This is a genomic window from Sphingomonas sanguinis (assembly GCF_001476905.1).
Lineage (GTDB): Bacteria > Pseudomonadota > Alphaproteobacteria > Sphingomonadales > Sphingomonadaceae > Sphingomonas > Sphingomonas sanguinis_B.
This window is the reverse complement of record NZ_LDTE01000117.1, coordinates 1-25,144: the sequence shown is the minus strand read 5'-3', so window position 1 is coordinate 25,144 and position 25,144 is coordinate 1. Positions and strand designations below refer to the sequence as shown.

The window sequence follows — 25,144 nt, the reverse complement described above, 5'->3', positions numbered from 1 at the left end:
TTCTTCATTCCTCCTGATCCACACGCCAGTGAATCAGGAAAACTGTCACCACTCAAGATGCTGATTGGGTTTGGACCCTAGAAGATGATGACTGCAGCGAGGGCACCTGTGGAGAAGAAGACGGCTGGCCACCGTTCGTCATGTATGGCGAAGCGGCGCCAGTCTTGTCGGGCGTCCAAACATGATCTCAATGCGGCTGCGGCGTCGGTAGCGGCGCTTGTCGTATCTGACCGGTTCGTTGCGGGATCGCTGGCCCAGGATGTAGGCCTCGATGCCCTTCACCCGCAGGGCGTCCCTGAACCAGTCGGAGTCATAGCCGCGATAGCCGAGCACCCACTGCTCTTGTGGCATGTCATCGAGCAGCGCTGTCGCACCGGTATAATCGCTGACCTGGCCGGCAGTCATAAAAAAGCTCAAGAGGTGGCCATTTGCGCCGCTGATGGCATGGAGCTCCGTGTTCACGCTGCCTTTGGGGCGACCAATCAGGCAGTCCAACCCCCTCTTCTTAGCTTCCGCTAAGTTCTAAAAGCCCGCATAGGCGGCAAGATCGGATGAAACGTGGTTCGTCAGGGGGCCCTAACCTGCCTGGCCGCATCGCTTACCAAAGCGTTTTGCGTTACTCGGGTTTAGTAAAGGAGCGGAGGAAGTTCCGTAGGCCGCCAGGCGCTGGAGTTGCGACACGGACCTGACGCTGAGCGCCTGAGAGCCGCTCAAGGGTTTCTGGGGAAATGCGGTTAAAAAGCCGGTCAACCCACTCGATCGACTCTTGCGCGGTCGAATACCCGATCGGTGACCCGTGGATGTATCGCTGTCCGTCGGCAACATATCCGAGAACCTTGCCGTGCGACTTGCGATCGATTGATACGATTTGCGGCACGCCTCCCGTAAGGGGGTCTGCTCCCGTTTCGAGCGCGTCGCAGAAAGCGCTAAAAAGTGAGCGGGCCGTACCTCCTTGGGGAGAAGCATTCCAACTCTCGATCTCCCTGTTGAGAGCCTGGTTTCCACTGCCAAGCGTAATTACTACGTTCGATTTTTCATGTTCCGCAGTGTAAAGGGGTGTGTCCGTCCATCCTCGCCCTCCGGGCGTGTAATCCGTACGCCAAGCGAGAAAATCGCTCTGCATACCAGATCCACGCCTAGCGGCGTGCACCACCGTAAAGGCTTGATCCGGCGCGCTCTGACGGCGAGCGAAGGCCGTTCGTAGATATTCTACCAATACCGTATGACGCTCACCCGGGTCAGTATCACCGTCCCAGAGCAAGCCACGCGTGACTAAATCGACAACTTGACCGAGAACCAGAGATGGGAACAGCACGTCACCGCAGTAGCCAAAGACGTCCGAAGTCGGCGCTGCGAAGACTTTTCGACCGCTATCCCAGCGGCGTGCCTGTGAGCCCCACGTGATACGACTGTCGGCGACTACGTAAATGGCGCTCGGCCCGCGGCTGTCAACCGAGATCCAGGAAATGAGTGTCGTCACTTGAACATCCTTCGAAGCAGACGCATAATCACGGAGCAGTTCATGATGGGCAACTCCCAGACGCTCCACCAGATGCGGGGCGTGACGGTCGAGGACCTGCGCCAGCTCGGCTCAGCCGGGCTGGCGCGGCTGGGTTTGTGGGAGTTGAGGCCCTGGGCCGTATTGTCGGATCGGTGCCCGCTGACCCAGATGCGGTCACCCACGGCTCGATCCGCGCTTCCTGAAACCGGACGTTTGTTCATAGGCTGGCGAAGAGTTCCACGGCATCCGTAGGCGCGAGCGGTCCGAAGAAGCGCGCTAGGTTGATGTCACTGAGCTGCGCGATCGGCGCGCTACGCGCGAACATGTCGCCTTCATAGGCGGCCTCCTTCCCGCCACGCGGATCGATCTTCCCCGCTAGACAGTGAGCGCGGCCATCGCCTTGGCGCACGGCCCGCGATAAGGTGATGAGAGCGCCTGCGAAAAGACGAAGACGACGCGGCCGATCGAGGGGGAGACATGTTTCTCAAGAAGGTAACAGGCATCCGGAACGTTGGCCGCTTCAAGGCGGCACGTGTCACCGGTGGCATGTACGAGCGGTTCACGCTGATCTACGGCGGCAACGGCCGCGGAAAATCGACTTTGTGCGCGATCCTGCGCTCTCTCCAGACAAACGACCCAACACCCGTCATGCGACGCCGGACGTTTCAGGCGATCAGCGATCCCGAGATCGGGCTGCTGCTCGATAGCGGGCAGGTGCGCTTCGCCAACGGCGCCTGGTCCGCCGCCAACCCCGATGTGCACATCTTTGACCAGCAGTTCGTCGCCGAGAACGTCCACGGCGGCAACCAGATCGACGTCGAACACCGACGCAACTTCTACCGGATCGTGGTCGGCCCTGCGGGTGTGGCGCTCGCAGAGGAAGTCGACCGTCTCGATCAGCTGGCGACCGCCAAGCAGGGCGAACTCGCGACGGCGAAGAAGGTGCTGGAACAGCACTTACCGCGCGGCATCCGGCTCGATCCCTTCCTCAAGATCGCGGCCGATCCCGCCAATGCCGGTAAGATCACGGACGCGGAACGGCGGCTGAGAGCGGTCAACGACGCCGGCGCGATCGCATCCCGCAAGCTGCTCAGCCTTCCGCCGCTTCCGGTGCTGCCCGAGGGCTTCGTTGACCTCCTCGGCAAGACTGCCGAAGGCGTGGCGGCCGACGCTGCGGCGCAAGTCCAGGCGCAACTCGCGCGGCACCATTTCGATGAGGATGGCGAGGCCTGGCTCAGCCAAGGCCTTGACCATGCGGCCGACGGCACCTGCCCGTTTTGCGAGGCGCCGCTTGCCGGCAACGGCCTGATCGACGCATATCGGGGCTTCTTCAGCAAGGCCTATGCCGACCATAAGAAGAGGGTTGCCGACATGAGCCGCGCCCTCAACCAGGCGCTGTCCGGGACGGCTGCGTTGCGGGCCGAACAGGGCTTCACGACCGCCGCGGCCGACGCGGAATTCTGGCTGGAATATAGCGATCACGGCTATGCGCAGCCCGCCGCAGCGGAACGGATCGTCGCCGAGGTGGAAGCCCTTTTCGATGCCGCAAAGGCGCTGCTGGCCGAGAAGACCAATGCGCCGCTGGAAACGGTGGAAACCTCCACCGCCTTCATCACCGCGGCCGCCAATTGGTCGGCGACGTCGACCGAGCTCGCTAGAGCGGCTGCGCGCGTCGACGACGCCAACCGGCTGATCCAGGCGGTCAAGGACGGCAGCGCGGCCGGCGACAGGGCCGGCATCGAAGCGGAGCTGGCGGCCGCACGAGCCGTCGAGAAGCGACATTCCGAGCCGGTCGTGACGCTCGCCGCGGAGTATCTCCAGCTCACCGCCGACAAACAGGCGCTGATCGACGCGAAGGACGACAAGAAGAAGGCGCTGGACGCCTATGACGCCTCGATCTTCGGCGCCTACGAGGCCGACATCAATTCATTCCTGTCGAGCTTCGGCGCCGGGTTCCGGCTTGCCGACTGTAAGAAGAGCTATGTGGGCAAGGCGCCGCAGTCCACCTTCTGCCTGCGATTTGACAATAGCGACATCGACGTGACGAAGGCCAGCGCCGACGAGCCCGGGTTCGACACCACGATGAGCGCAGGCGACAAGAACACCTTCGCCTTCGCGTTCTTCCTGGCGCAGCTAAAGCGTGACGCGGACCTCGCACGCAAGCTAGTCATCTTCGACGATCCCTTTACAAGCCTCGACGATTTCCGCCGCGCGATGACGGCGAAGGAGATCGTCCGCAGCGGCGGCCGGGCCGCGCAGACGCTGGTACTGAGCCATGACAAGTTCTTCTTGGACACGGTGCATGGCCTGATCCGCGACGCGCCCTGCGTTACCATGCAGATTTCGAGCACGGCGACGGGATCGTCGATCGAGCCCTGGGACCTTGAGCGGGAGGTCAAGGAGGGGTATTTGCAGGACCATATGCGGCTGCAGGAGTTCGCCGACGGCCGCTCCGGCGAGGCTCGCGAGATGCGAACGGTCATGCGGCCCTTGCTCGAACAGTATATCCGCTACCGCTTCCCCAACCAGATCCTCGAGGGGAAATGGCTGGGCGATATGCTCGCGATCATCCGCGCCGATCCGCAGCATCCGATGACGCCGCACTATGCCGAGCTCGACGACATAAACGCCTACACGGCGCCGTTCCATCACGATCCAAACGCGCCCTACGTCGAGGACGAGGTTCGCAGTTATGTCACCAGGACGGTGGCGATCGTCGGTGGCTGCTGACCAGTGACATCGCGCGATACTTGCTATCGGTATGGCCGGCGCGTTCCGACGCTCGGAGCTGGCCGCGATGACTAGCGATCGGGTCAGAAAGGACAGTCCCGGGTACAGTCTGCGGGCGGGATTCCTGATCCAGGCAGGCTGGCAGAACGCCAACCTATTCGAGATGTGCGAGCACAGCCGCCACGCTTCGCTCGAAAAAGTCGGCGAGTGTGCGTGCGACCACGAGCAGTTTCACAAGTATGCGGCCAAAGGCTTTCTGTGAGCGGCGACGTGAGGGCGGCCGGCGCGCATGGCGCGTGGCGGCCGATCGCCAAGCTGCCGGTCGAGCTGAAGGACGGCCGTTACGTGCTGCTATGGGTGCGCGCCCGCCCGCTGGTCGCCTTCTGGGCAAACTACGAGAACGGCGGCGATTGGTCGACCGACGACGGGCTCCGCCCGATGCCTTCCATGTTCGCCGAGCTCGTGCATCCGCGCGGGTCTGGGCCGATCCATGACGCCTAGCAGGACGAATGATGCCGCCCTCTCCACCCTTCGCGGCGAAGACCTTGACCGGCATCGATCATGATCGAGCCGATCGGAAAACGGACCCGACCCGGGTTCGTACGCCACGGGCGGCCGCGCACAGCGACTCGGCGGTCTCGCTATGACGCTCGACGGATTTCTCACGGTCCTCGCGCTCGCGGCGGCGATCTATGCCGTTCTGTCCCCCGTTCAGCGGCAGCGCGTGTCACTGACCTGGCGACCTCAGCTGTTGCTAGCCCTGCCCGTGCTGGTGCTGATCCTCGGGTTCGAGCTCTACGACTGGTCGCCCCCGGCGTGCCCGGTCGTGCTTGGCGATATCTGCTCCGTCTTAATCCTCGGCGGCGCGGAAACGGAAGTGGCGCGCAAGTTCGCCTTCCTGCTCGCCTTTGCTTGGCTGTTCGGGGCGGTGACCATTCAAGCTGTCGTCAAACCCACCCTGTCGAGCGTGCCGGCGTTCACGGAGGTCGCGACCGCGCTGATTGACGAGGAACAATATGGCGACGCGTTGAAGCTGGTGGAGCCGCAGATCGGCCTTCTGGCGCGCGCCAGCCGACGGAAGTGTTTCCGGCAAAGGATGCGCGATTGGCTCGAGGAGTTCGGGCCGACGCCGGAGCACTCGTTCCGGCGCTATCTGCGCCGGTCGGGCCCACGCCGCCACAGCGGCGAGAACTGGCCCGATTGGGCGGCAGTGCCGGTGCGGTGGCTGGCGCGCTTCGTTCCGGCCGGGCGCCGGGGCGAACGTGCCGCCGGTGACCTTTTTCAGCTGTTGATGAGCTCGCCCCAGCTGTTCGACTATATTGTGTCTCGCAGACCATACTTCGCACTCGGCTTGGTCCGCGAGCAGGTCTATGGCGGCGCTGACTTTCTCGAGCGTTTCCTTGGCGAGCTGATGCGTCGGCCGGGCAGTGCTCTCTATCAAGAGGTCGCTACCAACGACAATTCCGACGGGTTGGTCGGCTACCATCTTCCTGCCCGCAATCGTATCCTCCACTTCCTGTTCGCCGATGCCAAGGTCGCTGAGGAGTTGTCGGCGTGGCAGGGCGTGGGCGACTATCTGAAACGCCTGCTCAGCGGAGACGAGCGGCCCGATTATTGGGTTTGGCTCAATGGCCGGCCCGATTGGTTCGAGCGGGATCAGATGCGCGACCCGACCTACGTCGGCATGTTCTTCTTCGACATCATGGTCAGTTCGGCCGCCAAGCAAGGTGTCGGCTACCACATGTGGCTCTACTACTTCACCTCCTTCGGCGAGATGCTCGAGCGCGGCTACGATTCGAGCGCTGCCGGCATAGACCGGACTGCCGAGTTCCCGAGCCGCGCCGCCCGCCTGCTCTACGAGCTGGTGAGCCACCTAACTGCTTGGGTCGGCATGCTGCGGCACCTTCCCGAAGGTGCAGTGCACCGCGGAGTCCCCGACCGACCAGATTACCCGGCCACCATACCCTTCGCCGCGGCCCAGGCGCTGGGACGCGTGCTCGCGGTAGCGGTCATGTCGCAGAAGGTGGACGACGGGGTGATCCAAACGCTCCACGATGTCGCGATCCGGACGATCAAGGAATTGCACCCCGACGAGGGGGATCGGTCGGCTCTCCGCTCTTACTTGATCAACGCCCTGCTGAGCGGCGGTGGTCGAAAGAGCGAACCAGGCTACCTCACGCGGCTCGCAAAGCTTCTCGATCGGAATGACGACCTGATAGAGTATGAGATCCCCGACTATGTGGCGGCGCTCAACTCGCGGATCGAAGGGACGGATCGATGAAGGAGACGGAGATCAGGAGACGACCGTGGACGTGCCGGCGAGGGCTACCTACGACCGGGTGGCGTGATGAACTGGAAGCAGAGCGATGAGCCTCTACCTCAGCGAGCACGAACGGTCCGCACTTGCGTCGATCAACTCCAATACGCTGCGCGAGCTGGTTGACGAGGCGGTATGGACCACCCGCTCAAGCGCGCTCCGCGAGCTCCGACTTGCAAGCTGCGGTGTCTATGTCGCCGAGCGACTGCGGCGGTTCGAACGCGACCTCGACAACTACGCCAAGGCAAAATCGGCGCAGAACCGGAGCGATACGCGCGCGCGGGCGAGCAGCGCCGGGAGCGAACTCGTCCGCGCGCTCCGCGAGATGCAGGACCGGATGGCGACAGAGGACAAGGAGCTCGAGCGCTTCCGCATCGACGACCTGATTCCACCGCCCCACCGCCTGCGTGAGCGGATCGAGGTACGGGTCGGCTTCCAATGGCGCGACACCGCCTCGGACTCGTGGCGGTTCGGCAGCATCACCTTTGCCCATGACGTCCAGCTGCGCCCCGATTATGAGAAGCCGGTGCCGAAGCGGAAGCCGAGCGCGGCAAAGCAGGATGAGGAGCGCCAGGACGAGCTCTACCGCCACTGGGAGGATCTCCGGTCGCGGGCGCTCGGCGCGGTGCGGGAGTTTTTTCAAAAGGGCGGCGATGGCGCCGCGATCCCCGAGAGGTTCGAAGCGCAGCCCGGCATGCGAAGCCGCTTTCTCGACAATTTCAGCTGCGATTTCTGGCTCGATCGGGCCGCGGCATCCGGCGCGGCGGGCTAGGGTCGCGCCTTGGCCAATATCGAGCTGCATTCCACCCACTCGACCCTCCGCGAGCGGATCGTCGAGCATGTGTTCGTCGGCGAGGCGCTTCGCGCGTTATGGCGGCGCGGTATCACCGACGTCGAGGTGCTGCGCTCCGAATTTGATGCCCACGGTTACGATCTGGTCATGCGGCGTGGGGCGGTGGACCGCCACATCCAGTTCAAGACCGGCGTGCGGGACAAGCCTGCGCCGGTGTCGGTCGGTCGCGCGCTGGCCGAGAAGCCAAGTGGCTGCGTGATCTGGATCTGCGTGACGCTCGACCTCGCGATCGGCCCGTTCTGGTGGTTTGGCGGCGGGCCCGGCGAGCCCCTCCCCGATCTTCTGGGATTCAAGAACCCGCAGCGCAACGGCCGAAACAAGGCCGGCGATCGGCCACCGCGCAGCAACCACAGCAAAGTGCCGACGCGTTACTTCCGCCGAGTGGACGGGATCGACGCCATCCTAGAGATGCTTTTCGGCCCGCTTCCGGTCGGGTCGGCACCAGCGGTGCCGGAGGATGCACCTGACGCCGCCTAGTTGCGATTAAGCCCCATCTCGCGGCTCTGGAGCTTATCCTTCCAGCGCGCCTCGAGCGCCATCAGCTCGGCGTCGGTTGCGGTCGAGCCGACGGGCTCCAGAATCGAGACCCGGTAGTCGCTCGCCTCGCGGCTCTTGAGCGCGACGTTGCCGCCATGGCCGGTGACGAAATAGTCACGCCAGCGCGCGAGGAGGCCACCGCCGCCCGACGCCATTCTGACATATTGCTCACGCGTGCGTGGGCACGTCAGCAAATGGATGCCGCGGGTCGCGGCGAGGGCCGCCCGCCAGCCGGCCGGGATCGTCTCGATGTCGGCGAGGTTGAGGATGAGCGCGTCGAAGCCCGGGAACGCATCCTCGCTGAAGCTGCGCCTCAGCTCGACGATCGGCTTGCCCGCGCGCGCGCCGTCGATCCGCTGCACCCATTGCCGGTAACCGCTGCCCCAGATGATCCAGAGGCGGCCTACATAGTCCGCCAGCGCTGGCATGGGCGCGAGGCGATAGAAATTGCAGCTGCCGGCCGGCTCGGGCTGGCCGGTGATCGGATGCGGTCGTTCCTCAGGCAACGGTCCGACCAGCTCGGCGCTGTACATTCCCACGAACAGCGTCTCGGTGCTGCCAGGGAGGCCGACGAACGAGGCCCAAATCGGCGCGCGGAGGTCCGGCTCGTCGCCGAACGCCTGCGTCACCTCATAGGCATCGAAGCGGGGGCGCTGGTCGCGCCATCGCGTAGAGCGATGGGAAGCCGGGGTAGCGTCCGTCCTTGTGGCGCAGCAGCCGCACGTCGCGGCGGGCAAGCCCGGCGCTGTCGAGAAGCGTGGTAAAGGTCAGCGCCGGGTCGCCGGCCATTGCTCGGTTCCATGGCGGTGGTCGCGGTCCATCTCGGAGAAGTCCGTCAGCGCGTCGCACGCCATGCAATGGTACCTCCAGCTCGCCTCCTGAAAGTGCATGCCGCACATGCAGCCGCAGAACGGGCAGCATTTCTCGAGCTCAAGATTGCCCCATTCCCAAACGCCAAGATATTCAGGGACCGCGTCGCGGTCGTACCCGGTGATGTCGAAGGCATCGGCGTTCTTGGCGACATACCCACGCACCTTGTTTGCCGATGCCGGTTGGAACTTGGACAGGTCTCGCGAGTATCATCTAGCGAAGGAGGGGCATGATGAACGAGAAGCTGCATCGGCGTCGCGCTCGACGGGCGTGGCCAAAGCTCGTCGCGGCGGCAAAGCACGGAGAGACAGTCAGCTACAGCGACCTCAGCGCGAGCATTGGCGAGCATTGGCGCGCGGCCAGTTGGTTTTTGGGTGTAATACAGCGCTACTGCGCCGAGATGGGGTTACCGCGCCTTCAGGCGCTGGCGGTCAACAAGCGGACGCGCGTTCCGGGGAAGGGCTACGCCGGTAAGCGCGGCAAGCGCGCGCATCGACGGGAGATAGACCGGGTGCGGGCGGCGAGCTGGCCAGCGAAGGCACCGTTTTAGCTCGGACGAGTGTTATCCGATCGGCGTCGGCCTTCGGTTCCTCGACGAGGATTGCATGACGGGCTAGGTCATACGCATGAACGAAGACGACTACCGCGCCATTCTGGCCGTACTGGAAGAAGAGCTGCGTGAATCCGGTGCCGCAGACATTGCAGCCGAGCGCCATTATATGGAGCGAGATCCAGAGACGGGCGATGCCCGACTGCTCGACCCAAGGAAGCGGAGCGTGCTGATGCTTGCGGCGTTCGGACGCTTTCTCGCAATTCAGGATCGCAAGCTTGCAACGCAGGCATTCGATACCCTAGCAGAGTTCGTCGTCGATGGTTCGCCACGGCGTGCCGTCGTCGAGTTGGCAACCGATGCCGAATATCGCCTTGTCGATCTCTCCGATGCTGCCGACCTGTCCGAGCTACGAGCCGATATTGCGCGGCTAATGCGGCGCCTTGCGGAAGGCCGGTTGCGGGATGGCGGGGAGCTGGCCTGATGGACTCGACTGAACGTGCCGATGCGATTGCGGAGATAAGGCGCGTCTTCCGCGCGTACCGAGCGGCTCGGCCAACCGACCCTGCGACCCTGAACGCCTTGACCGACGGAAAGCTCTACGAGCTCTTCGTGGTCTCCGAAGTGGTCAAAGAGATAGTCGGTCGTGGCTTTACGGTGCGCTTCGTCGGCTCGACGCCAACGCCCAAGCAGCGCGCCGGTGGACATTCGACGCTGAAGTTCAAAGCCGGGCCGGGCATGATTAAGCTGACCGACTCCCATTTTGAAGTGCTCGCGCCGCCGCATCCTCAGCCCGCCTTTCGGATCTTCGTGGACATCGAGTTCAACACGCTCGGCGGCCAGCAGACCAGGGTGACCGACGACAGCGGTCGCCACGAGATCGACATCATCGTCACAACCGCCACGAGCGGTTATCCGGATCACGACGAGATCGCGCTCGGCGTTGAGTGCAAGGCTACCGCAAATTTTGAAAAAGCGCTCGTGAAGGAAGCTTTAGGCATCCGGCGCGAGCTGTCCTACTTCCAGGACTATCCTGCGCCGTCAGCGCTCAACCTACCCGGAGCATGGCCGATGATCGAAGTCGATGCCGAGCCGCCGTCGGAATATCGTCTCGTCTACATTGACGGAAAAGGCAGCAACTACGCGGACAGTCCCGGCGTGTTTGGCATCGAATTCCGGCATGTCGAGCCCTGATCTAGGACTCAGCGGCGCGTGTGCGTCAAGCAGCCTCTTCAAAGAAGGCCGTAGCGCCCGTCGGCGGGGTTACGCGTAAAGACCGTGATGGCCAATCCATCCGTTTCGCTCTCGGGCGGATGCTGGTTCTCGATAACAACGACTTGGCTCTCGCGGCTATGATGCGCCTTGAGATAGGCGTAGAAGCGTTCTTTCAAATCGGTGCCCTGCAGAGCGGCATCCTCGTCGCCTTCGGGTTTGAAGTACGCGAGGAGCGGGGAATCAAGGAGGAGGAATCCGGGGTGCGGCAGCTCGTGCTCCTGACAATACTCCAAGAGTGCAATCGATACCGCTGCATGCGTAATGGCGCGGAGACCCTTGCCGCGACTACCCCTAGGCTTGCCGTCGATGACAAAATCACTGGCATCCTTGTCATAGTGGACGCGGCAATCTCCGGGAAAATTCCATGCCTTTAAAATCTGCTCGAGTTTCAATGAAAATTGATGCGCGACGGCTTCCGAGAAGCCGATCGCCACACTTGTCTTGCCGCCGGCGTCGATCGGCGCGTCGGCGAGATCCGCGCGCCGCTGCTCCAAGCGCTCTAGCCGATCGAACACGTCAAGGGAGCTCTTCACCTTTGCCCGCACTTCGATGATGTAGGTGAAGGCAGACCGGGCAGCTTCCGCCTCCGGAGCCGTCACGCGCCTAATCTGATCGTCTACCGTCGCGAAGGCTTGATGGACGCTCGTTCGGTATTCGCCGAGGCGTCCGCGTTCGTTGAGCAGATCGGCCATCGTTGCATCAAGTTCGCGCGCCAACTGCTCGATCTTTCCAATCTCCGCGGTTGCGCCTTGCACGACGTTGGCGACGTTGCCGTCGCAATCTTCATCGTCATGCTGCGCCTCAGCGTGGGCACCGCACAGCGGACAGGCGACGCGTTCGACGTAGGCGAACAGCGATCCGCTCTCCTGAATGGCACGTAGGCGTGCGAGATCGACGTGATAGTGCTCGGAAAGCAGCCTGAAGCGTGCTTCGAGTTCATCGATCTCGTCGAGCCGGGCGTCGATGCTATCGCGTCGGTTGGCGAGCGTGCGGCGTTGGCCGATCAGCTCGTCGAGGCTACGTTGCGCATCGGCGACGCTCTCGCGAAAGGTCGACACGGAAGCCTCAAGTCGTTCGAGTTGGGCTTCCAGTTCGTCGCGCTCCTCCCCGATATCGGCAATGTCGGACTTGAGGTCGGCGATCAGCTCTTCGAGAAGCGCCAATTGCCCGGACGTGTCGGATTCGTCCGCCGCGGCCGAAATTACGGCGGAATCGTCGATGCCGGTCAGTAGCAGCTTGATCGTGGCGAGCTCGGCCGTCTTGAGCGTGTATTGTCCGCCCCAGAAAGGGGAACCCTTCTGCTGGATCTCGCCCTCTTGTACAATGGTGAGGCGAGCAAGGTTGCGAAAGCTGAGGCTGTTCGTGGTGCCCTTGGCGCTGCTTTTGAGAATGCGTTTGCCAATGAGGCCGATCTTGTCGAGCAGGAAGCCCGACAGATTGTCGGTGCGGTTGTGCGCGTGCTGGATGTGGGATGCGGCAACGGTGATCTGAGCCGGCTTGTGGCTGGGTTGGTTGGCCCGGGAGGCCAGGTTGTTGGTGTTGACAGGAGCGAGGAAGCGCTGGCGTCGGCACGCGCTGTACCACTGAACACGCAGGCTGCTCCGATCCATTATCAAACCGCCGATCTGAGCGGTGAATTGCCCGATCTTGGCGTGTTCGATGCTATCGTCGGCCGGCGCGTGCTGATGTACCTTCCGGATGCCGCTGCAACGCTGACCCAGCTGGCACGCTTGGCAAAACCGGGTACGATCCTGGCTCTGCAGGAACATGCCCGCGCCGATCTCCCGGCTGGCACCAACGCTCTCCCGGTGCATCGGCAGTGCTACGGAATGATGTGGGACACCGTCGCCGCGGAAAAAGGAGACGTCGCCCTCGGCTATCGCCTTGCGGCTCTAATACGTACAAAGGGGTTTGCGATCGAGCAGGCACGCAGCGAGGGCGTTCTGATCCACCCTTGGGAAGAATCCTTCCTGCCAGCGCTCATGCGGATCATGCTGCCACGCATGGTCGAGCACGGCGTCGCTCAAGAGCAGATCGATTTGGATACACTCGCTCAGCGCCTTGACGGCGAGCGTCGGGCAGCGAACGGCACGATCTTCTGGGATTTGGCCTTTCTTGTGTCGGGCCGTTTCGAAAGCGTCGGATAACTCGAACGACCTTCCCAGTTGGGATCGAAAAAAGAGAACTGCCAAGTGCTCTTAAAACCCACGCGCAATGAGAATAGCCGCGATAAATTTTAATCTGGCGAACCTGACGGCAGATATCCTTTAACCCGTCGGAATGCCGAGGCGAACTTGCCGGCATTGGCATAGCCTACGGATATCGCAACCTGCGTCACCGGCATACCCTGACCAAGTAGATGCTCAGCATGATCCATGCGGCGCTCGGTCAGCCACGCATAGGGCGCCAGCCCGGTGCGGGCACGTAACGCCCGCGTGAAGCCACTCGGGTCCTTGCCGACCACCGCCGCCATCTCGACGACCCGTACATCTTCGCCAAGACGGCTGGCCACGTAATCCGTCAGCCGTTGAAAAGCCTGGATAGATATAGGCGGCGTGCTGCGATGCGTTCTGGCGCGAGACCGTTCCTCGCATAATCGACGCAGGATCACGGCAATGCCGTGTTCAAGGAAGGCGGACGACGAGCCGTGCGCGGCGGCCTCGTGCCGCATTGCGACAAGAACGGAAGGGATTACCGCATCTTTGACGAACTGACCGGCAAGCTGGTGGAGCCGATCGTGGCCCGGCGTCGACGTCCATGAGCAGAGAGCAGGCACGATCGCCAGTCCGATCATGCCGACCGCACCGCTGGCGGCGTAGCCAGAGCCACCGGGTGGCATGATGGCGAGCGTACCGGGCCGCCAGACGCCTTCGAGGCGCGTCCCGTCGATCTCCTGCATCAGCCGGCTCGCCCGGCCGGTGCAGAGCGCGATCCGGAGGTGAGGACCGCTGACGACATTCCCCTCGAACGCTCGATAGCGATCGTCAACGATCATGCCGACATTGCCAGGCAACACGCGGGCGTAGCCGGTTTGGCTGGCGTGCTCCGCAATGCGCGCCCTTTCGGCAGCCGATCTTCGAAAAAGTCCTGGATCGGGGTTCGTTGTCCCGGAACGGAGCGGCGTATCCTGCATGACACCTTATAACATGCGACAAATTCGCAACAAGCGTCCAAGGGGATCATGCGCGCCGTTTCTCTTTCCGCCGTTTCGGCAGCCACCCTCGCTTGCGCGCTCGCGCACCCCGCCGCTGCGCAACAGGAACCACCATCTCCCGCCTCAGTGGAGCCCGGCGACATCGTTGTGACCGGCACTCGCCGCGACACGCGCCTTCAGGATACCGACGTGTCGGTGACAGTGCTCGACCGGAAGGCACTCGACGAGGCACGCATCCGCGACGTGCGCCAGCTCGACGCGGTGGTGCCCAACGTCCAGTTCAACGAGAGCGGCCAGCTCGGCAGCACCTTCATCTCGATCCGGGGCATCGAGTCCAACCCGTTCATCATCAACCGCGCGGCGGTCTATATCGACGGCATCCCGTTCCGCGAGCTGTCCAACGCGGTCCTCAACCAGGTTGAGTCGATCGAGGTGCTGCGCGGGCCGCAGGCGACGCTCTATGGCGCCAACAGCGAATCCGGCCTGATCGTCATCAACACGCGTGCGCCGACCGACCATGTCGTGGCCGAGGCGCGGGCGACTGGCACCGCCTATCGCGGAGGGCTGAACGGTGCGGTGGATGGTTTCCTCGGCGGACCGCTGGCGGGCGACACACTTGCCGGCTCGATCGCGTGGAAAGCGGAGCAGGGCGACAGCTTCCTGCCCAATCGCCAGCCCGGCGCGCCAGAGGGCTCGCTGCGCACGCTGTTCCTGCAAGGTCGGCTGCGCTGGAAGCCGAGCGACCGGCTGACAGTCAACGGCACCGCCTACATCCTCGACAAGCACGCGCCGGGTATCTTCGACCAGCAATATGTGCCGCTCGACGTCGAGCTCTACAACCGCACCTATGCCGATCGCTTCAACGGCGGCCGGCGTATCGGGCGTTTCGACTATATCGAAGACGCGCCCAAGCGGACGCAGCAGCAGGAGATCGTCAGCGGCGTAAGCGCCAGCTACGATCCCGGCTATGGCCGTATCGACGCGGCGCTCTCGTATCGCCATTATTACGGCGACGCCAAGGGGCTCGACTTCGATTTCACCGCGCTGCCCACGGCCGCCGGCGAGGACCGTAAGTCGCGAGATTTCTTCAACGCCGAGCTGCGCTTCTCGTCGCCGGCGTCCGAGCCTTTCAACTACATCATCGGCGCAACACATTATCGCGACGACAATGATCGCTTCCAGACCACGTTCACCGGCCCCGGCACCCTGGACAGCTATCAACCCGCGCCACACCAATTCTCTCACTCCCGCGACTGGGGTGTGTTTGCATCGGCCAGCTGGTCGCCGGTCTTCATACCAAAGGTCACGGCCAGCGCAGGCATTCGCTACGACCATGCCCATCGCGCAGCGAAGCAGAACGCGGGCCAGCTCGATCTCGGCGGCGGCAGCCTGTTCATCTATCGCGATGCCGAGCTGGCCGGCGACTTCCACGCCGTGCTGCCGCGCTTTTCGATCCGCTACGAGCCATCGTCGCGGCTCACCGTCTACGCCAGCTCGGCGAAGGGCTACATTCCTGGCGGCTTCAACCTCACGGCCGCACAGGCGAACCTGCCCAACAGCGTGCTTCGCTATGCGTCCGAGACGATGTGGAGCCACGAGGGCGGGTTCAAGTGGCGCTCGGTGGACGGGCGGCTGCGGCTTGCGGGCGCCGGCTTCTACATCCGTTCCCACAACTGGCAGGAAATCCAGGTCGCGACCGACCCCGTCACCGGGCGGATCATCTCGTCCGATTATATCGGTGCCAGCGCCTCGATCGACAGCAAGGGGTTTGAGCTGGAAGCCTCGGCCGAGCCGACCCGTGGCCTGACGCTTACTGCCAATATGGGCTATGCCGACGCGCGCTATCGTGATCTGCAACTGACCGCGACCACCAACGCCCGCGGCACGCGGGTCAAGCTGGTGCCGGCCTATGACGGCTATCTCGCCGCACGCTACCAGATACCCGATGGCCTGTTCGCTCGGGCCGAACTGTCCCTTAAGGGCAAGGAGTCGCTGAACAGCGGCGGTGCGCCGGTGCAGCCGGCAACGCAGACGATCGCGCTTCAGGCAGGATATGAGGCACCTCGGTGGTCGGTCCGCGCCTTCGTCGACAACCTCACCGACGTGCGGCGCGCGAGCGGTCTCGCTTTCCGAAATCTGGGCTTCGGCAACGATGGCAACTGGTATGCGCCGGTCAGCCGTGGGCGGCAGATCGGCGTCGAACTGGGATGGAGGATCTGAGCGATAGCGGGTGCCTCCCGCCAGCCCAACGCGCCAACGGCGCAACCGTATTTCCAATGCAATACACTGATTGAGGAACGAAGGTGGAGCTGGAAGATCATCGGCTAGCAACCAAAGCGAAGTTGGCGGCGCTCCCGGGCGTACCCGATGCTTTGCTGCAGAGGTGCCCAGCCGCTATACCCAGCGGCGTGATACTCCATCGGCAATCCACTTAGCCATGCCATGAGCCTGTGCAGACAAGCCGAGCCATCTCTCGTCATCTTTGTTGTCTTTTCGAACTGATTCGTATTCTGTTTAAGAAGGGCACGAAATGCGTTGCTTATATCTGATCGCTGCGCTGATTTGCTTTGTTCCGGCCAGCGCCCATGCGGCCACATGCGAAAACTCGTTCGTCAAGGGTGGCAACCCTCTTACGGGTCTTCGTTTCACGGCTTCGGTCGAACTGCCTGGATTGATTCCGGCAAGCGCGATCGGTCAGGTGCGCGGGATCGTGTTGACCAAGGGCTATGACGTGCTGGCGACCGAGCCCGAGGGCGGCACGATGCTGATCGAGCAGCCGCAGGTCGGCCGCACGCGTGGTTTCCCGATCACGATCACCGCGACGAACGTCAACGGTGTGGGTACGGTACGGATGGAAGCCAAGCTGAAGCCGGCCATGATGACCAACTCCGATGCCGCGAAGGCGGAGTTGTGTGGCATTCTCAACCAGGTCAGAGCAGGGCCGGTCGGCGCGGTCGCGGCGACAAAAGGCATGGCGGCGACGGCAACAGGGGCGCCGCTTGCCTTGAGTGCCCTGTTGCTGTCGAACCAAGTTTCGGCGGAAGCCGAGCGCAATCCGGCGACGATCCCGGCGCGATATCAGAATAAGAGTTTCGTCGTGAATGGGTACGTCGCGCGGGTCGACGCTATCCAGGGAACCTACACCGTGCTGTTCGACGTTCCCGAGCCGCACAAGCAGGCGTTGCAGTTATCGCGCCCCACCACGTTCAAGACTGACATCATATGCCGCATGGCAAAGGGGCAATCGGTCTATGCCCTTCAACTCAAGCCTGGTAAATCGGTCAAGCTGAGCGGCGTCTATGCTGACTATGACGATATCGGGCATACGCTCGTCATCAAGGAATGCCGCCCGACCCAATAACCACTCATGACTCGGGTAAGTAATCGGCTTGGGTGGCCGGCATGATCGGCCCCCCCAAGCCGAGGTGCGAAGTGCGATTGGCGCGTCGCTGGTCGTTTCCGCTCGGGAACGACCAGCGAGACGGCCGGGGGCATTCCCAGTGGGATGGTATTATGAGAATCAGACTACCCGTTCCATGCTGCGGCCAACCTGCCGAGCGACTTGAGGACCAGTTCGTCCGCCAACCGCACGTCTTCCGAGAAGGACGGGTTTTCGAAATAGCCGGTTACGATTAGAGGGCTGCGCCTGCCCGGGGGCAGCAGGACCGCCAGATCGTTCGTTTTGTTGCCGATGCCGGGACGCATGCCCGTGCCGGTCTTGTCGAGTCCACGCCAGCCAGCGGGAAGGCCCGCCCGTATCCGTTTCGATCCGCTCTGCGTCGCCGCCATCCAGCCACGCAACCGGTCGCGGCTGGCTTTGCCTAAAACGTCGCCGAGGACGATCCGCCGCACCGTCTTGGCCATCGCCCTCGGAGTGGTGCTGTTTTCAATCGTACCGGGCGGGATTACGTTGATGGATGGTTCGTATCCATCTATTCGACTCACGTTGTCGCCGATTTCACGCCAGAAGCGCGTGAGCGCGTCGGGGCCTCCGAGGCGGCGCATGAGCACGTTCGCAGCCGCATTGTCGCTCGTGATCTGCACGGCTTTCGCCAGCGCCAAGATTGGCAGCCGGCCCTTGTCCAGATTCTGTTCGACGACCGGCGAGTAGGCGACGATATCGGTCTGGCTGAAGCCGAGCGTCTCCATAGGATCGAGGCGGCCGGCATCGATTTCACGAAGCGCCATCGCGGCCAGTGACAATTTAAACGTCGAGCAGTGACAGAAGCGCTCGTCGGCACGCCAACCGAAGCTGCGTTCGCTGCCGGTGTCGAGAACAAAGGCACCCAGCCTGCCGCCCGCGGCCCGTTCGATCGCTCGAAGCCGCACGGTCGGCTCGCGCATTGAGGCGCGCGCGCCAGCACGACTGCTTACAACCATGCTCGCGCCGATCGCCAATATCAGATCACGGCGGTTCATCGTTATTTCACCGACCATGCCACTGACACGATACGCCAACCGTGGTTGGTGTTCACGAGAAGCCAGTGTTCCATGCCGGTGTTAAGCGTCACGCCATCGATCTTGAACGCATAGCCGAACGACATCGCTGCAGAATCGACATCGCCCGAGATGCAGATGTTGTTGAAATCCTCGTCGGCGTTCCCCTTCCGCACGACGATGCTGTTGATGAACGCGATTGGGTTATTTCCCGGATCATAGGCCGCCTTGTTTCCCTTGCTGGAAGCGTCCTTAGCAACGGCATCCACGCTCATGACCTCTTGCCAGCTAGTAGCCGCCGGATTGAGGAAAAGTGACAGGAACTCCGCCTTGTCCCGGTGGCGAATAGCGTTCTGGAACCGGACAGCGACAGCCCGAACACCGTTGTTGGTGCGGTTGGGCGTCCGCGCGGTAGCGGGACTGACGACGGCGATCAGCAGGGCGGTTGCAATGCGTAATTTCACAGACCGTGTCGTCCTCCGGTGAGATGTCGATCAGTTGGTTTTTATCCGTGGCGTGTCCGGGCCGCCCCCCAAAGCGCAACTTGCGTCTGAGAATAGAACAGACGCTATCGCAGCAGCAAGCTTCCCACAACGGAACGGCCAGCGAGACGACCGGCACCGTCTCGTTTGGGATCGAATAATGGGAATGTGGATCGCCTCCTCGAAATTCACCCCAATGATCTTTCGAGAAGGCGATGACCTCGTCCTTACTGGAAAAACGGGCGCCTCTGCCGCGCCCACGCCTTGATACTGGTTGGAGCGAAGCCGGGCAGCGCCCCCGGTTCCTGCACCATGGCGAGTATACGGTCGGCTTCGTCCGGATACTCGTGGAAGTAGCGGAACTTGGACGCGATACGCCGCCCCATGCCCGGCCCCATCGCCGTGTCCACGTCGCGCTCGAACATGTCCAGCGGCTCGGCATGATAGGTGATCGGCTTGCCCAGCCCGGCTGAAAGGCGCGACGCCAGCTCGTCGCCCGTGACGCTCTCCGGCCCGCTTATGAGGTGATCGCCGCCATAGCGATCCTGCTCCAGCAGCATGATCGCCGCCAGCGCGCAGTCATCGGCGTTGGTCCATGCGATTCTCTGGTCGCTTGCGATCGGCGGGGAGAAGATGCCGCGCTCCGCCACGTCGGCACGGGCGGACGGCTTCAGGAGGTTATCGAGATACATGGTCGGCCGCACGATGGCGCAGGGAAAGCCGGAACGCCGGACCATCCCCTCTATCGCGGCATTGGCAACGAAGCTCGGCTCAGTGCAGGGCACAGGGCGACTGGCGCTCGCCAGCTTCAGCACGATCGAGCGCACATCGGCACGGCATAGTGCGTCGAGCGCGTTCCCGACTTGACGGACCATGACCGGCTGTTCGCCGATGGGCACTTGGAGCACGGCGTGCGCGCACCCTTTCGCCGCTGCGGCGAGGCTGGCGGGATCATCCAGATCGCCGATCACGGCATTGACCGGGTTTTCGCCAGATCGCGTGCGTATCAACCCGCGCGCCACATGCCCGCGCTCGCGGGCGATGCGCGCGACGGCATTCCCTTGGGTTCCGTTGGCGAGGAATACGAGGATGGGACCGGATACAGGCATGGCTCACTCCTTGGGCGATCCGCCAGGAAGCATCATCGCGACGACAACCCGGACAGACCCGATGATGCCTTTCGGCACCGGGACTGTCGGGGGTTCGCGGCATAGGCCGGAACAGAGCCTCCGGTCAGGAGGGGCTTGGGCCTACCCAGACCAAGCCAGCCATTTTCGACGTCGGTCATATAGCATCGACATGTGGCGCGGGAAAGCGAACGGCGTTCCCGTTGGGATGGTCGATTGGGAAAGAGCGGTGGCGGGTGGTCCGACGCGGTAACGCTACGAGCTTGACTCCATAGTCGCCCGATCGGCTATCCGCGCTCGGCGCTGACGGATTTTCCACGGCACTGCGACCATGACAAACAGCATCAAGCCGACAAAAATCCAAACCTGATCGGTCATGCCCTGCAACCACGCGATGTAGATGACGCAAGGCACTGCGATTATCGGCGTGACCTTGGTAGACCACCAAAGGACCGCCCCCCACCCTGGCCGATCCCAGACGCTCTTATCAAAGTTGAGCAGTATGAGCGTTGCCAAGACCTTCGCACCTAGTGCGACAGCCACGATCCAACTCAAAAGATCGAGTAACGTGGAAAAGCCGAACGTCATCATTGAGGAATGATGCAACGGCGAGAGGTGCGTAACAAGGTGTTCGCGTTGTCGCTATGCGCCGTCGCTCGCACGCGTTTCCCGATTGGGAACGGCCAGCGAGACGACCGGGGTATTCCCAGTGGGATGGTAATTCGAGAAAGCCGTCTGTCGCATTGTCAGGCTGCAAACACCCGGATCATGTGATCCATGACGATGCGCACCAAAGGGGAGCGGCGCACGTCTGTATGGACCGACATCCATAACGGACGTGGTGGGGGTGCCGATGCGGTATCTAGCTGAACCAGTCCGGGTTCGGCGTCGCCTAAAATGCAGGGTAACAAGGCCGCACCCACTCCGGCACGGGTAGCCTGCACCTGCGTCGTCACATCGTTCGAACGCAATACGAAGGACCGTCCCGCCGCAAAGTCGTCCAGCCATTTTTGCTGCACGATGCCGCCCAGCGACTCCTCGAAGCCGATGAACGCCCAGTGATCCAGAAGGCGGCTTAGCAACGCCGGCACCCCGTAGAGAGAGAAGCGTAGCTGACCGATCCGCCGGACGACACGGCCGGCCAAGGTCGGCCGAAGAAATCCGATTGCGATATCGGCCTCGCCCCGTTCAAGCGAGGCGACGGTCGATGTGGCGGAGAGTGTCAGCCGTATTCCTGGGTGTTCCCTGAGTAGGACAGGCAGGCTCGGCGCAATGACGAAGGCTGCCAGCGCCGGCAATGCGCTCACGGTTACCTGACCGCTCAACCCATCCACATGGCCGCGCAGGTGGCGGACGATTGCTTCCGCGCCCCCCGCCATCCCCCCTGCTGCAGCGGCAAGGGCTGCACCTTGCTCGGTGAGTTGCGTCGATCGCGGCAGGCGATGGAGCAGCTTCACGCCGACAGCCGCCTCCAATCGCGCGACCCGTCGGCCGACGGTGGCATGATCGACGCCCAGTTCGACGGCCGCGCCCATTAACGAACCCAGCCTTGCGGCGGTAAGAAAGTAACGCATGTCCTGCCAGTCGAACATGGTTGCAATTATGCACGCTTCGCTCTCGATATCACGCATTTTAGGGATGCTGACGCTTTGGTAGCCGCCTGCCATGTCTACATGGGAGATGGCCGATGATCCTGTTCTACGCTGCTGGCGCTAGCTCGCAGGCGCCTCACATCCTGCTCCGGGAAGCCGGGCTGCCCTTCGCACTCGAACGGGTCGATCTTGCCGTCCATCGCTGGTCGGGAGGCGACTACCATGAGGTCAACGCCAAAAATTATGTGCCCGCGCTTTTGCTCGATGGTGGCGATCTTCTCACCGAATGCGCGGTGATTTTGCAATGGATCGCCGATCAGGCTCCCGATCTGCACTTGCTTTCGCAACCGGGGACGCCTGCGCGCTATCATGCGCTGGAGTGGCTCAACTTCATCGCCACGGAACTGCACAAGAACTTTATTACACCGGAGCGGCATGGCGGGGTTTCGGCGAACTTCCTGTCGAAGACCAGAGCGGGACAGGAACAGACCCGCATCCATGTATCACCTCGCCTCGGCTGGGTAGATCAGCAGCTAGATGGGCGCGACTATATTGCCGGCGACCATATCACCGCACCCGATGCATATCTCTTCACGATGTTGACGTGGGCGAGAAGGTTGGAGATCGACCTCGCTGAATGGCCGAACCTCTCGCGGTTCTCCGCGCGGATGGCGGATCGCCCAGCCGTAGCCGAAGCATTGTCGATCGAGGGGCCACCGCACGCGCTAATTGAGAGACAGTAACTCAGCCTGTCAGCTCAGGCACACCTTCCCGATCGGGAACGGCCAGCGAGACGACCGGCACCGTCTCGTTTGGGATCGAATATCGGGAAAGAGCTGGGCCGCCCGAGTGGTGATGGCGGATGCTTTCTATCAAGGCTAATATCGCGAAATGCCTATGAGTCGGATTAGCCGGTGGCTCGCCGCAGCACCGTTCGCTTTATACTGCACTGCTCTTTGGGCATATGCGGGCTGGGCCTACAGTCGCGCTCCACGCGCCCACGACTTGTATAGCATCGTCAATCACCCCACGCGCCACCACCAAGCCGAGGGTACTGCTATGTACTTGTTCGGATTTGTCGCAATGGCAACCGCTTGCGCAGTGCTGGCAGTTTATTCGTTGACCAGCGACACCGACGCCGGGCCTTCATCTCGGCGTTTCGGAATGGCAATTATAGTGATGCTCATTTTTGGCATTGGCGCATTTACGCGCGTGCAATCGATCCGAGCGATTTACGGTTTCTAGGCAGTGACAAACTAGCTGGGCCTTCCCAAAAAGTAACGGCAAACGAGATGGCCGTCGCTTTCCCACGAGGATCGAGTTTCGAGAACCAGCCTATTGGTAGGCGGTGACGTTACCGGACCTGTCGGCGCAGAGTTTTGCTCATGAGCCAAAAGTGCAGAAGCTGCACCGCGATGAGCGTTGCGCCCAACCCGATCATTGTAGGGAGAACGAAGCCTTCTTGTCCGGGGCGGGCCGGATTGTCCGGGGCGGGCCGGAACATTAAGCGCCATGATCGTAACGAAGCCCAGCAAGACAATTGCCAACGCCGGCATGAAGGCAAGGGCAAGACGCCGAGGTGCGGACCATGTCACCTCACCGGTGATCCACCATTGCATCGGCAGTCGCTCTTCGCTGTGGAACAGGGCATCGGCCCGGTAAGCCAAAGCGCATAGTATCAGGACAGAGATCACCGAAACGATCACGATGCTCACGAGAGGCCTCCTCCGGGCGTGATGATAGCACTTCACGCGGTCTTCCGCATCGTCTTCCCGATTGGCAACGGCCCACGGGACGGTCAAGGCGTTCCCATTGGGATCAATCGATGAGCAAATCCGACTGGGATTTGTTCATTGTTTGCGCGTGCCTCTATCACCTGGAAAGTGCTTGCGTGAGGCCATGGCAAAGCTGACGGCAACGGCAACGCTAACCGCGATTCCCAGACTTAAATTGCCCATGGCGGCCCCGAGGGCCGAACCGAGCGCGACACTCAATACGAAGGCGACAATCGGTCGGCTCATGCTTTCAATCTCACGCTTATGTCTCGCTTTGACCTGGCATGGCCTCGCCAAGGCACTCTCTTAAAGCGGGCGTCCGCTTTCTCAAATGGGAACGGCCAGCGAGACGACCGGGGTATTCCCAGTGGGATCGAGAAATGGGAATCTTACGTACCGGTCGTTCCACCGATGGCCTTACTGTGGTATATAAACAACACGCTAATTGGGGGCGTATGTGGGATTGGAAGAATATCGAGCGCCGGCCAAGGTGAAGCTAGCGGCGCTCTGGGCGTCCACAATGTTCTGCTACATCTACGGCGACTATTTTGGCCTCTACGTCGCCGGCACGCTGGCAGATATGAACCACGGCAGCATGGGGCCACTCGGCCATGCAACCCCCGCCGTCCTCACGGGCGTGTCGTTGATGATGGCAGTGCCAAGCCTGATGGTCGCGCTGTCGCTCCTCCTGCCCGCGCGTATATGTCGGTGGGCCTGCATCGTCCTTGGCCTGTTGTACACCGCGATCATGGCGGTCAGCCTTCCCGGATCGGAACCGTTCTACAAGGTCCTGGCGTTGGTCGAGATGACGCAGACGCTGGCGATCACCGGCATCGCGATCCGCTGGCCCCGCCCATCCGTTTGATCAGCTTCCCATAAGGATGGTGAAACGAGAATCTGCCGTCGTCACCGCGATGTGAGATATCCTGAACGATCGATCAGCGCTTGCACCGAGGCGGGATCGTCGTATCGCAACTCGATGAGTTCCTTGATGGCACGGCGCTTGTCACGAGCGGCATCATAATAGCGCCGCGCGATGCGATAGCCGACATAATAGCCCACGTCGCTGACGCCGAAAGGATTTCTCGCGCTGTTCCACAACCAATTGTCGTAATTCTCACCACGCATTTCAGCCACAAAGCGCTGTTGAATGGCCGCGTCGTGGATCGGACCATAGGTATAGACTGGCAGGGCAGGCTTACGGTTGGTGATAAGCTCCGCTACCAATTCGGCCACACCTTCGCGCAAGACCTGCTGGGCAAGGCTTCCTTGCGTTTCCTGCTGTTGGGTGTGTACATATTCGTGAATGTTGTTCTGGGCGTTGTTCGCAAATGGCCGGGACGCAAAGAAGACGCCGAGGCGCGCCCGTAGCGGCTCGGGAAGTTCGGACACGTCAACGGTCTCGTCGCCCAAGGCCAGTTCGGCACCGATCAGCACCATATCGCCAGTTGTGGTGCCACCAGTGCGCAGCACGCCGATCGCGTAGGTGATGGAGGCTGGACGCAGTTCAGGATAGAGGCGGCGGAACCGGGCCACGTCATCGTTCAAACTGACAACCGCCTGTTGCGAGCGCGCGGTCAGCGGCCTCACGGATCGCCAGAAGTGCGGCCAGTTGACGATGGCATCGACATACTGCTGCGCCGTATAACGCCGCGCCGCCATGAGGGCGTGCAAACCCTGCGTGCCGGGATCGATGTATATAGTCTGGATCAAGCGGAGCCGCTCGGCCGGATCGGTCGTGGTGGTGATGGCATCGAACGCCTGCCAGAAGCGGACAATGTCTTTGTCCGAAACCGTCTGCGATGCTGCTGCCACACGCGCCGGAACCGGCGGCCTGGCCGCTACGATGTTGGACGGCGCGGCTACGTTTGCCGCGATCAAACCAGCAGTAACAAAAAACCTGTTCTTCACGATGCCCCCTTGTCTTAGGGTCCAAACCCAATC

25 protein-coding genes and 1 pseudogene are annotated in these 25,144 nt (G+C 62.3%); 13 read left to right on the top strand and 13 right to left on the bottom strand.

The genetic code is table 11. The features are described 5' to 3' along the window. Nucleotides 1-77 precede the first annotated feature (77 nt). Nucleotides 78-510 (bottom strand): annotated as a pseudogene (locus SB4_RS16270) (transposase); the annotation flags it as partial. A gap of 1,468 nt (nucleotides 511-1,978) precedes the next feature. Here SB4_RS16270 and SB4_RS16255 point away from each other — a divergent pair. The 5 genes from SB4_RS16255 to SB4_RS16230 all read left to right on the top strand — a co-directional run bounded on the left by SB4_RS16255 (nucleotide 1,979) and on the right by SB4_RS16230 (nucleotide 7,878). Further along, the gene (locus SB4_RS16255; protein WP_058753410.1) at nucleotides 1,979-4,231 is read left to right on the top strand and encodes an AAA family ATPase; all 2,253 of its coding nucleotides are present in this window, start codon (nucleotides 1,979-1,981) and stop codon (nucleotides 4,229-4,231) included. Between the two features lie 258 nt (nucleotides 4,232-4,489). After that, nucleotides 4,490-4,732, top strand: a complete 243-nt coding sequence (locus SB4_RS16245) for a hypothetical protein (protein WP_058753408.1) — start codon at nucleotides 4,490-4,492, stop codon at nucleotides 4,730-4,732. A 142-nt stretch (nucleotides 4,733-4,874) separates the two neighbouring features. Further along, nucleotides 4,875-6,512 carry a hypothetical protein gene (locus tag SB4_RS16240; protein WP_058753407.1) on the top strand — a complete coding sequence of 546 codons (1,638 nt, stop codon included), beginning with the start codon at nucleotides 4,875-4,877 and terminating at the stop codon, nucleotides 6,510-6,512. A gap of 85 nt (nucleotides 6,513-6,597) precedes the next feature. Then, on the top strand, nucleotides 6,598-7,320 hold the full coding sequence (locus tag SB4_RS16235; protein WP_058753406.1) for a hypothetical protein: 723 nt from the start codon (nucleotides 6,598-6,600) through the stop codon (nucleotides 7,318-7,320). 9 nt (nucleotides 7,321-7,329) lie between these two features. Beyond that, nucleotides 7,330-7,878 (top strand): hypothetical protein, encoded by a 549-nt coding sequence (locus SB4_RS16230; protein ID WP_058753405.1) that lies wholly within the window; start codon nucleotides 7,330-7,332, stop codon nucleotides 7,876-7,878. Here the strand turns inward: SB4_RS16230 and SB4_RS16225 are convergent. From SB4_RS16225 to SB4_RS16220, 3 genes are read right to left on the bottom strand one after another with little or no spacing between them, the layout of a single operon-like run. Next, nucleotides 7,875-8,567, bottom strand: coding sequence for a GIY-YIG nuclease family protein (locus SB4_RS16225; protein ID WP_241488656.1), 693 nt, complete (start codon nucleotides 8,565-8,567; stop codon nucleotides 7,875-7,877). The two genes, SB4_RS16230 and SB4_RS16225, sit on opposite strands and share 4 nt — an antisense overlap. 1 nt (nucleotide 8,568) lies before the next feature. After that, complete coding sequence (locus SB4_RS20435; protein WP_241488655.1) at nucleotides 8,569-8,727, bottom strand: hypothetical protein; 159 nt, start codon at nucleotides 8,725-8,727, stop codon at nucleotides 8,569-8,571. Then, the gene (locus tag SB4_RS16220) at nucleotides 8,706-8,972 is read right to left on the bottom strand and encodes a hypothetical protein (protein WP_206598022.1); all 267 of its coding nucleotides are present in this window, start codon (nucleotides 8,970-8,972) and stop codon (nucleotides 8,706-8,708) included. The genes SB4_RS20435 and SB4_RS16220 overlap by 22 nt, the downstream gene beginning before the upstream one ends. A gap of 65 nt (nucleotides 8,973-9,037) precedes the next feature. Here SB4_RS16220 and SB4_RS16215 point away from each other — a divergent pair, with 65 nt between their 5' ends. From SB4_RS16215 to SB4_RS16205, 3 genes are all read left to right on the top strand, one after another. After that, nucleotides 9,038-9,358, top strand: a complete 321-nt coding sequence (locus tag SB4_RS16215) for a hypothetical protein (protein WP_058753404.1) — start codon at nucleotides 9,038-9,040, stop codon at nucleotides 9,356-9,358. A 76-nt stretch (nucleotides 9,359-9,434) separates the two neighbouring features. Beyond that, complete coding sequence (locus tag SB4_RS16210) at nucleotides 9,435-9,842, top strand: hypothetical protein (protein ID WP_058753403.1); 408 nt, start codon at nucleotides 9,435-9,437, stop codon at nucleotides 9,840-9,842. After that, a complete protein-coding gene (locus SB4_RS16205; protein ID WP_058753402.1) occupies nucleotides 9,842-10,552 on the top strand; it encodes a hypothetical protein in 711 nt (236 codons plus the stop codon). The genes SB4_RS16210 and SB4_RS16205 overlap by 1 nt, the downstream gene beginning before the upstream one ends. Before the next feature lie 38 nt (nucleotides 10,553-10,590). Here SB4_RS16205 and SB4_RS19240 read toward each other — a convergent pair whose 3' ends face one another. Beyond that, nucleotides 10,591-12,243 carry a hypothetical protein gene (locus SB4_RS19240; RefSeq protein ID WP_338112955.1) on the bottom strand — a complete coding sequence of 551 codons (1,653 nt, stop codon included), beginning with the start codon at nucleotides 12,241-12,243 and terminating at the stop codon, nucleotides 10,591-10,593. Between SB4_RS19240 and SB4_RS19235 the strand changes: the two genes are divergently transcribed. Beyond that, a complete protein-coding gene (locus SB4_RS19235; protein ID WP_338112954.1) occupies nucleotides 12,133-12,780 on the top strand; it encodes a methyltransferase domain-containing protein in 648 nt (215 codons plus the stop codon). The two genes, SB4_RS19240 and SB4_RS19235, sit on opposite strands and share 111 nt — an antisense overlap. 89 nt (nucleotides 12,781-12,869) lie before the next feature. Here SB4_RS19235 and SB4_RS16190 read toward each other — a convergent pair whose 3' ends face one another. Continuing rightward, complete coding sequence (locus SB4_RS16190) at nucleotides 12,870-13,766, bottom strand: AraC family transcriptional regulator (RefSeq protein ID WP_082670247.1); 897 nt, start codon at nucleotides 13,764-13,766, stop codon at nucleotides 12,870-12,872. 168 nt (nucleotides 13,767-13,934) lie between these two features. Between SB4_RS16190 and SB4_RS16185 the strand changes: the two genes are divergently transcribed. Further along, nucleotides 13,935-16,007 carry a TonB-dependent receptor gene (locus tag SB4_RS16185; protein WP_206598021.1) on the top strand — a complete coding sequence of 691 codons (2,073 nt, stop codon included), beginning with the start codon at nucleotides 13,935-13,937 and terminating at the stop codon, nucleotides 16,005-16,007. Nucleotides 16,008-16,317: 310 nt separating this feature from the next. Next, nucleotides 16,318-17,148: a hypothetical protein gene (locus SB4_RS16180; RefSeq protein WP_058753397.1), complete on the top strand. Its 831-nt coding sequence runs from the start codon at nucleotides 16,318-16,320 to the stop codon at nucleotides 17,146-17,148. 164 nt (nucleotides 17,149-17,312) lie between these two features. Here SB4_RS16180 and bla read toward each other — a convergent pair whose 3' ends face one another. The 5 genes from bla to SB4_RS16155 form a co-directional block, all read right to left on the bottom strand. Further along, nucleotides 17,313-18,206, bottom strand: a complete 894-nt coding sequence (gene bla / locus SB4_RS16175; protein ID WP_058753396.1) for a class A beta-lactamase — start codon at nucleotides 18,204-18,206, stop codon at nucleotides 17,313-17,315. Nucleotides 18,207-18,208: 2 nt separating this feature from the next. Next, the gene (locus SB4_RS20430) at nucleotides 18,209-18,688 is read right to left on the bottom strand and encodes a hypothetical protein (RefSeq protein WP_241488654.1); all 480 of its coding nucleotides are present in this window, start codon (nucleotides 18,686-18,688) and stop codon (nucleotides 18,209-18,211) included. Nucleotides 18,689-18,933: 245 nt separating this feature from the next. Then, a complete protein-coding gene (locus tag SB4_RS16165; protein ID WP_058753394.1) occupies nucleotides 18,934-19,815 on the bottom strand; it encodes an NmrA family NAD(P)-binding protein in 882 nt (293 codons plus the stop codon). 273 nt (nucleotides 19,816-20,088) lie between these two features. Beyond that, complete coding sequence (locus SB4_RS16160; protein WP_193753857.1) at nucleotides 20,089-20,424, bottom strand: hypothetical protein; 336 nt, start codon at nucleotides 20,422-20,424, stop codon at nucleotides 20,089-20,091. Nucleotides 20,425-20,579: 155 nt separating this feature from the next. Beyond that, a complete protein-coding gene (locus tag SB4_RS16155; RefSeq protein ID WP_206598020.1) occupies nucleotides 20,580-21,464 on the bottom strand; it encodes a LysR family transcriptional regulator in 885 nt (294 codons plus the stop codon). A 56-nt stretch (nucleotides 21,465-21,520) separates the two neighbouring features. Here SB4_RS16155 and gstA point away from each other — a divergent pair, with 56 nt between their 5' ends. Beyond that, a complete protein-coding gene (gene gstA, locus SB4_RS16150) occupies nucleotides 21,521-22,168 on the top strand; it encodes a glutathione transferase GstA (protein WP_058753393.1) in 648 nt (215 codons plus the stop codon). Nucleotides 22,169-22,681: 513 nt separating this feature from the next. On the opposite strand, the gene SB4_RS19785 is transcribed toward gstA, so the two are convergent. Beyond that, nucleotides 22,682-23,140 carry an SdpI family protein gene (locus tag SB4_RS19785; RefSeq protein WP_153006288.1) on the bottom strand — a complete coding sequence of 153 codons (459 nt, stop codon included), beginning with the start codon at nucleotides 23,138-23,140 and terminating at the stop codon, nucleotides 22,682-22,684. 517 nt (nucleotides 23,141-23,657) lie between these two features. Here SB4_RS19785 and SB4_RS16145 point away from each other — a divergent pair. Further along, nucleotides 23,658-24,065, top strand: a complete 408-nt coding sequence (locus SB4_RS16145; protein WP_058753414.1) for a DUF6326 family protein — start codon at nucleotides 23,658-23,660, stop codon at nucleotides 24,063-24,065. A gap of 41 nt (nucleotides 24,066-24,106) precedes the next feature. Here the strand turns inward: SB4_RS16145 and SB4_RS16140 are convergent. Beyond that, nucleotides 24,107-25,144, bottom strand: a 1,038-nt coding sequence (locus SB4_RS16140; RefSeq protein ID WP_241488653.1) for a DUF2268 domain-containing putative Zn-dependent protease, incomplete at its 5' end; no start/stop codon positions are given.

Bases quoted from the DNA above. Each gene is read 5' to 3' on its own strand.
- SB4_RS16255 (WP_058753410.1), top strand. From the start codon at position 1,979: ATGTTTCTCAAGAAGGTAACAGGCATCCGGAACGTTGGCCGCTTCAAG.
- SB4_RS16240 (WP_058753407.1), top strand. From the start codon at position 4,875: ATGACGCTCGACGGATTTCTCACGGTCCTCGCGCTCGCGGCGGCGATC.
- SB4_RS16235 (WP_058753406.1), top strand. From the start codon at position 6,598: ATGAGCCTCTACCTCAGCGAGCACGAACGGTCCGCACTTGCGTCGATC.
- SB4_RS20435 (WP_241488655.1), bottom strand. From the start codon at position 8,727: ATGGCCGGCGACCCGGCGCTGACCTTTACCACGCTTCTCGACAGCGCC.
- SB4_RS16215 (WP_058753404.1), top strand. From the start codon at position 9,038: ATGATGAACGAGAAGCTGCATCGGCGTCGCGCTCGACGGGCGTGGCCA.
- SB4_RS16210 (WP_058753403.1), top strand. From the start codon at position 9,435: ATGAACGAAGACGACTACCGCGCCATTCTGGCCGTACTGGAAGAAGAG.
- SB4_RS16205 (WP_058753402.1), top strand. From the start codon at position 9,842: ATGGACTCGACTGAACGTGCCGATGCGATTGCGGAGATAAGGCGCGTC.
- SB4_RS19240 (WP_338112955.1), bottom strand. From the start codon at position 12,243: ATGGATCGGAGCAGCCTGCGTGTTCAGTGGTACAGCGCGTGCCGACGC.
- SB4_RS16190 (WP_082670247.1), bottom strand. From the start codon at position 13,766: ATGCAGGATACGCCGCTCCGTTCCGGGACAACGAACCCCGATCCAGGA.
- SB4_RS16180 (WP_058753397.1), top strand. From the start codon at position 16,318: ATGCGTTGCTTATATCTGATCGCTGCGCTGATTTGCTTTGTTCCGGCC.
- bla (WP_058753396.1), bottom strand. From the start codon at position 18,206: ATGAACCGCCGTGATCTGATATTGGCGATCGGCGCGAGCATGGTTGTA.
- SB4_RS16165 (WP_058753394.1), bottom strand. From the start codon at position 19,815: ATGCCTGTATCCGGTCCCATCCTCGTATTCCTCGCCAACGGAACCCAA.
- SB4_RS16160 (WP_193753857.1), bottom strand. From the start codon at position 20,424: ATGATGACGTTCGGCTTTTCCACGTTACTCGATCTTTTGAGTTGGATC.
- SB4_RS16155 (WP_206598020.1), bottom strand. From the start codon at position 21,464: ATGCGTGATATCGAGAGCGAAGCGTGCATAATTGCAACCATGTTCGAC.
- gstA (WP_058753393.1), top strand. From the start codon at position 21,521: ATGATCCTGTTCTACGCTGCTGGCGCTAGCTCGCAGGCGCCTCACATC.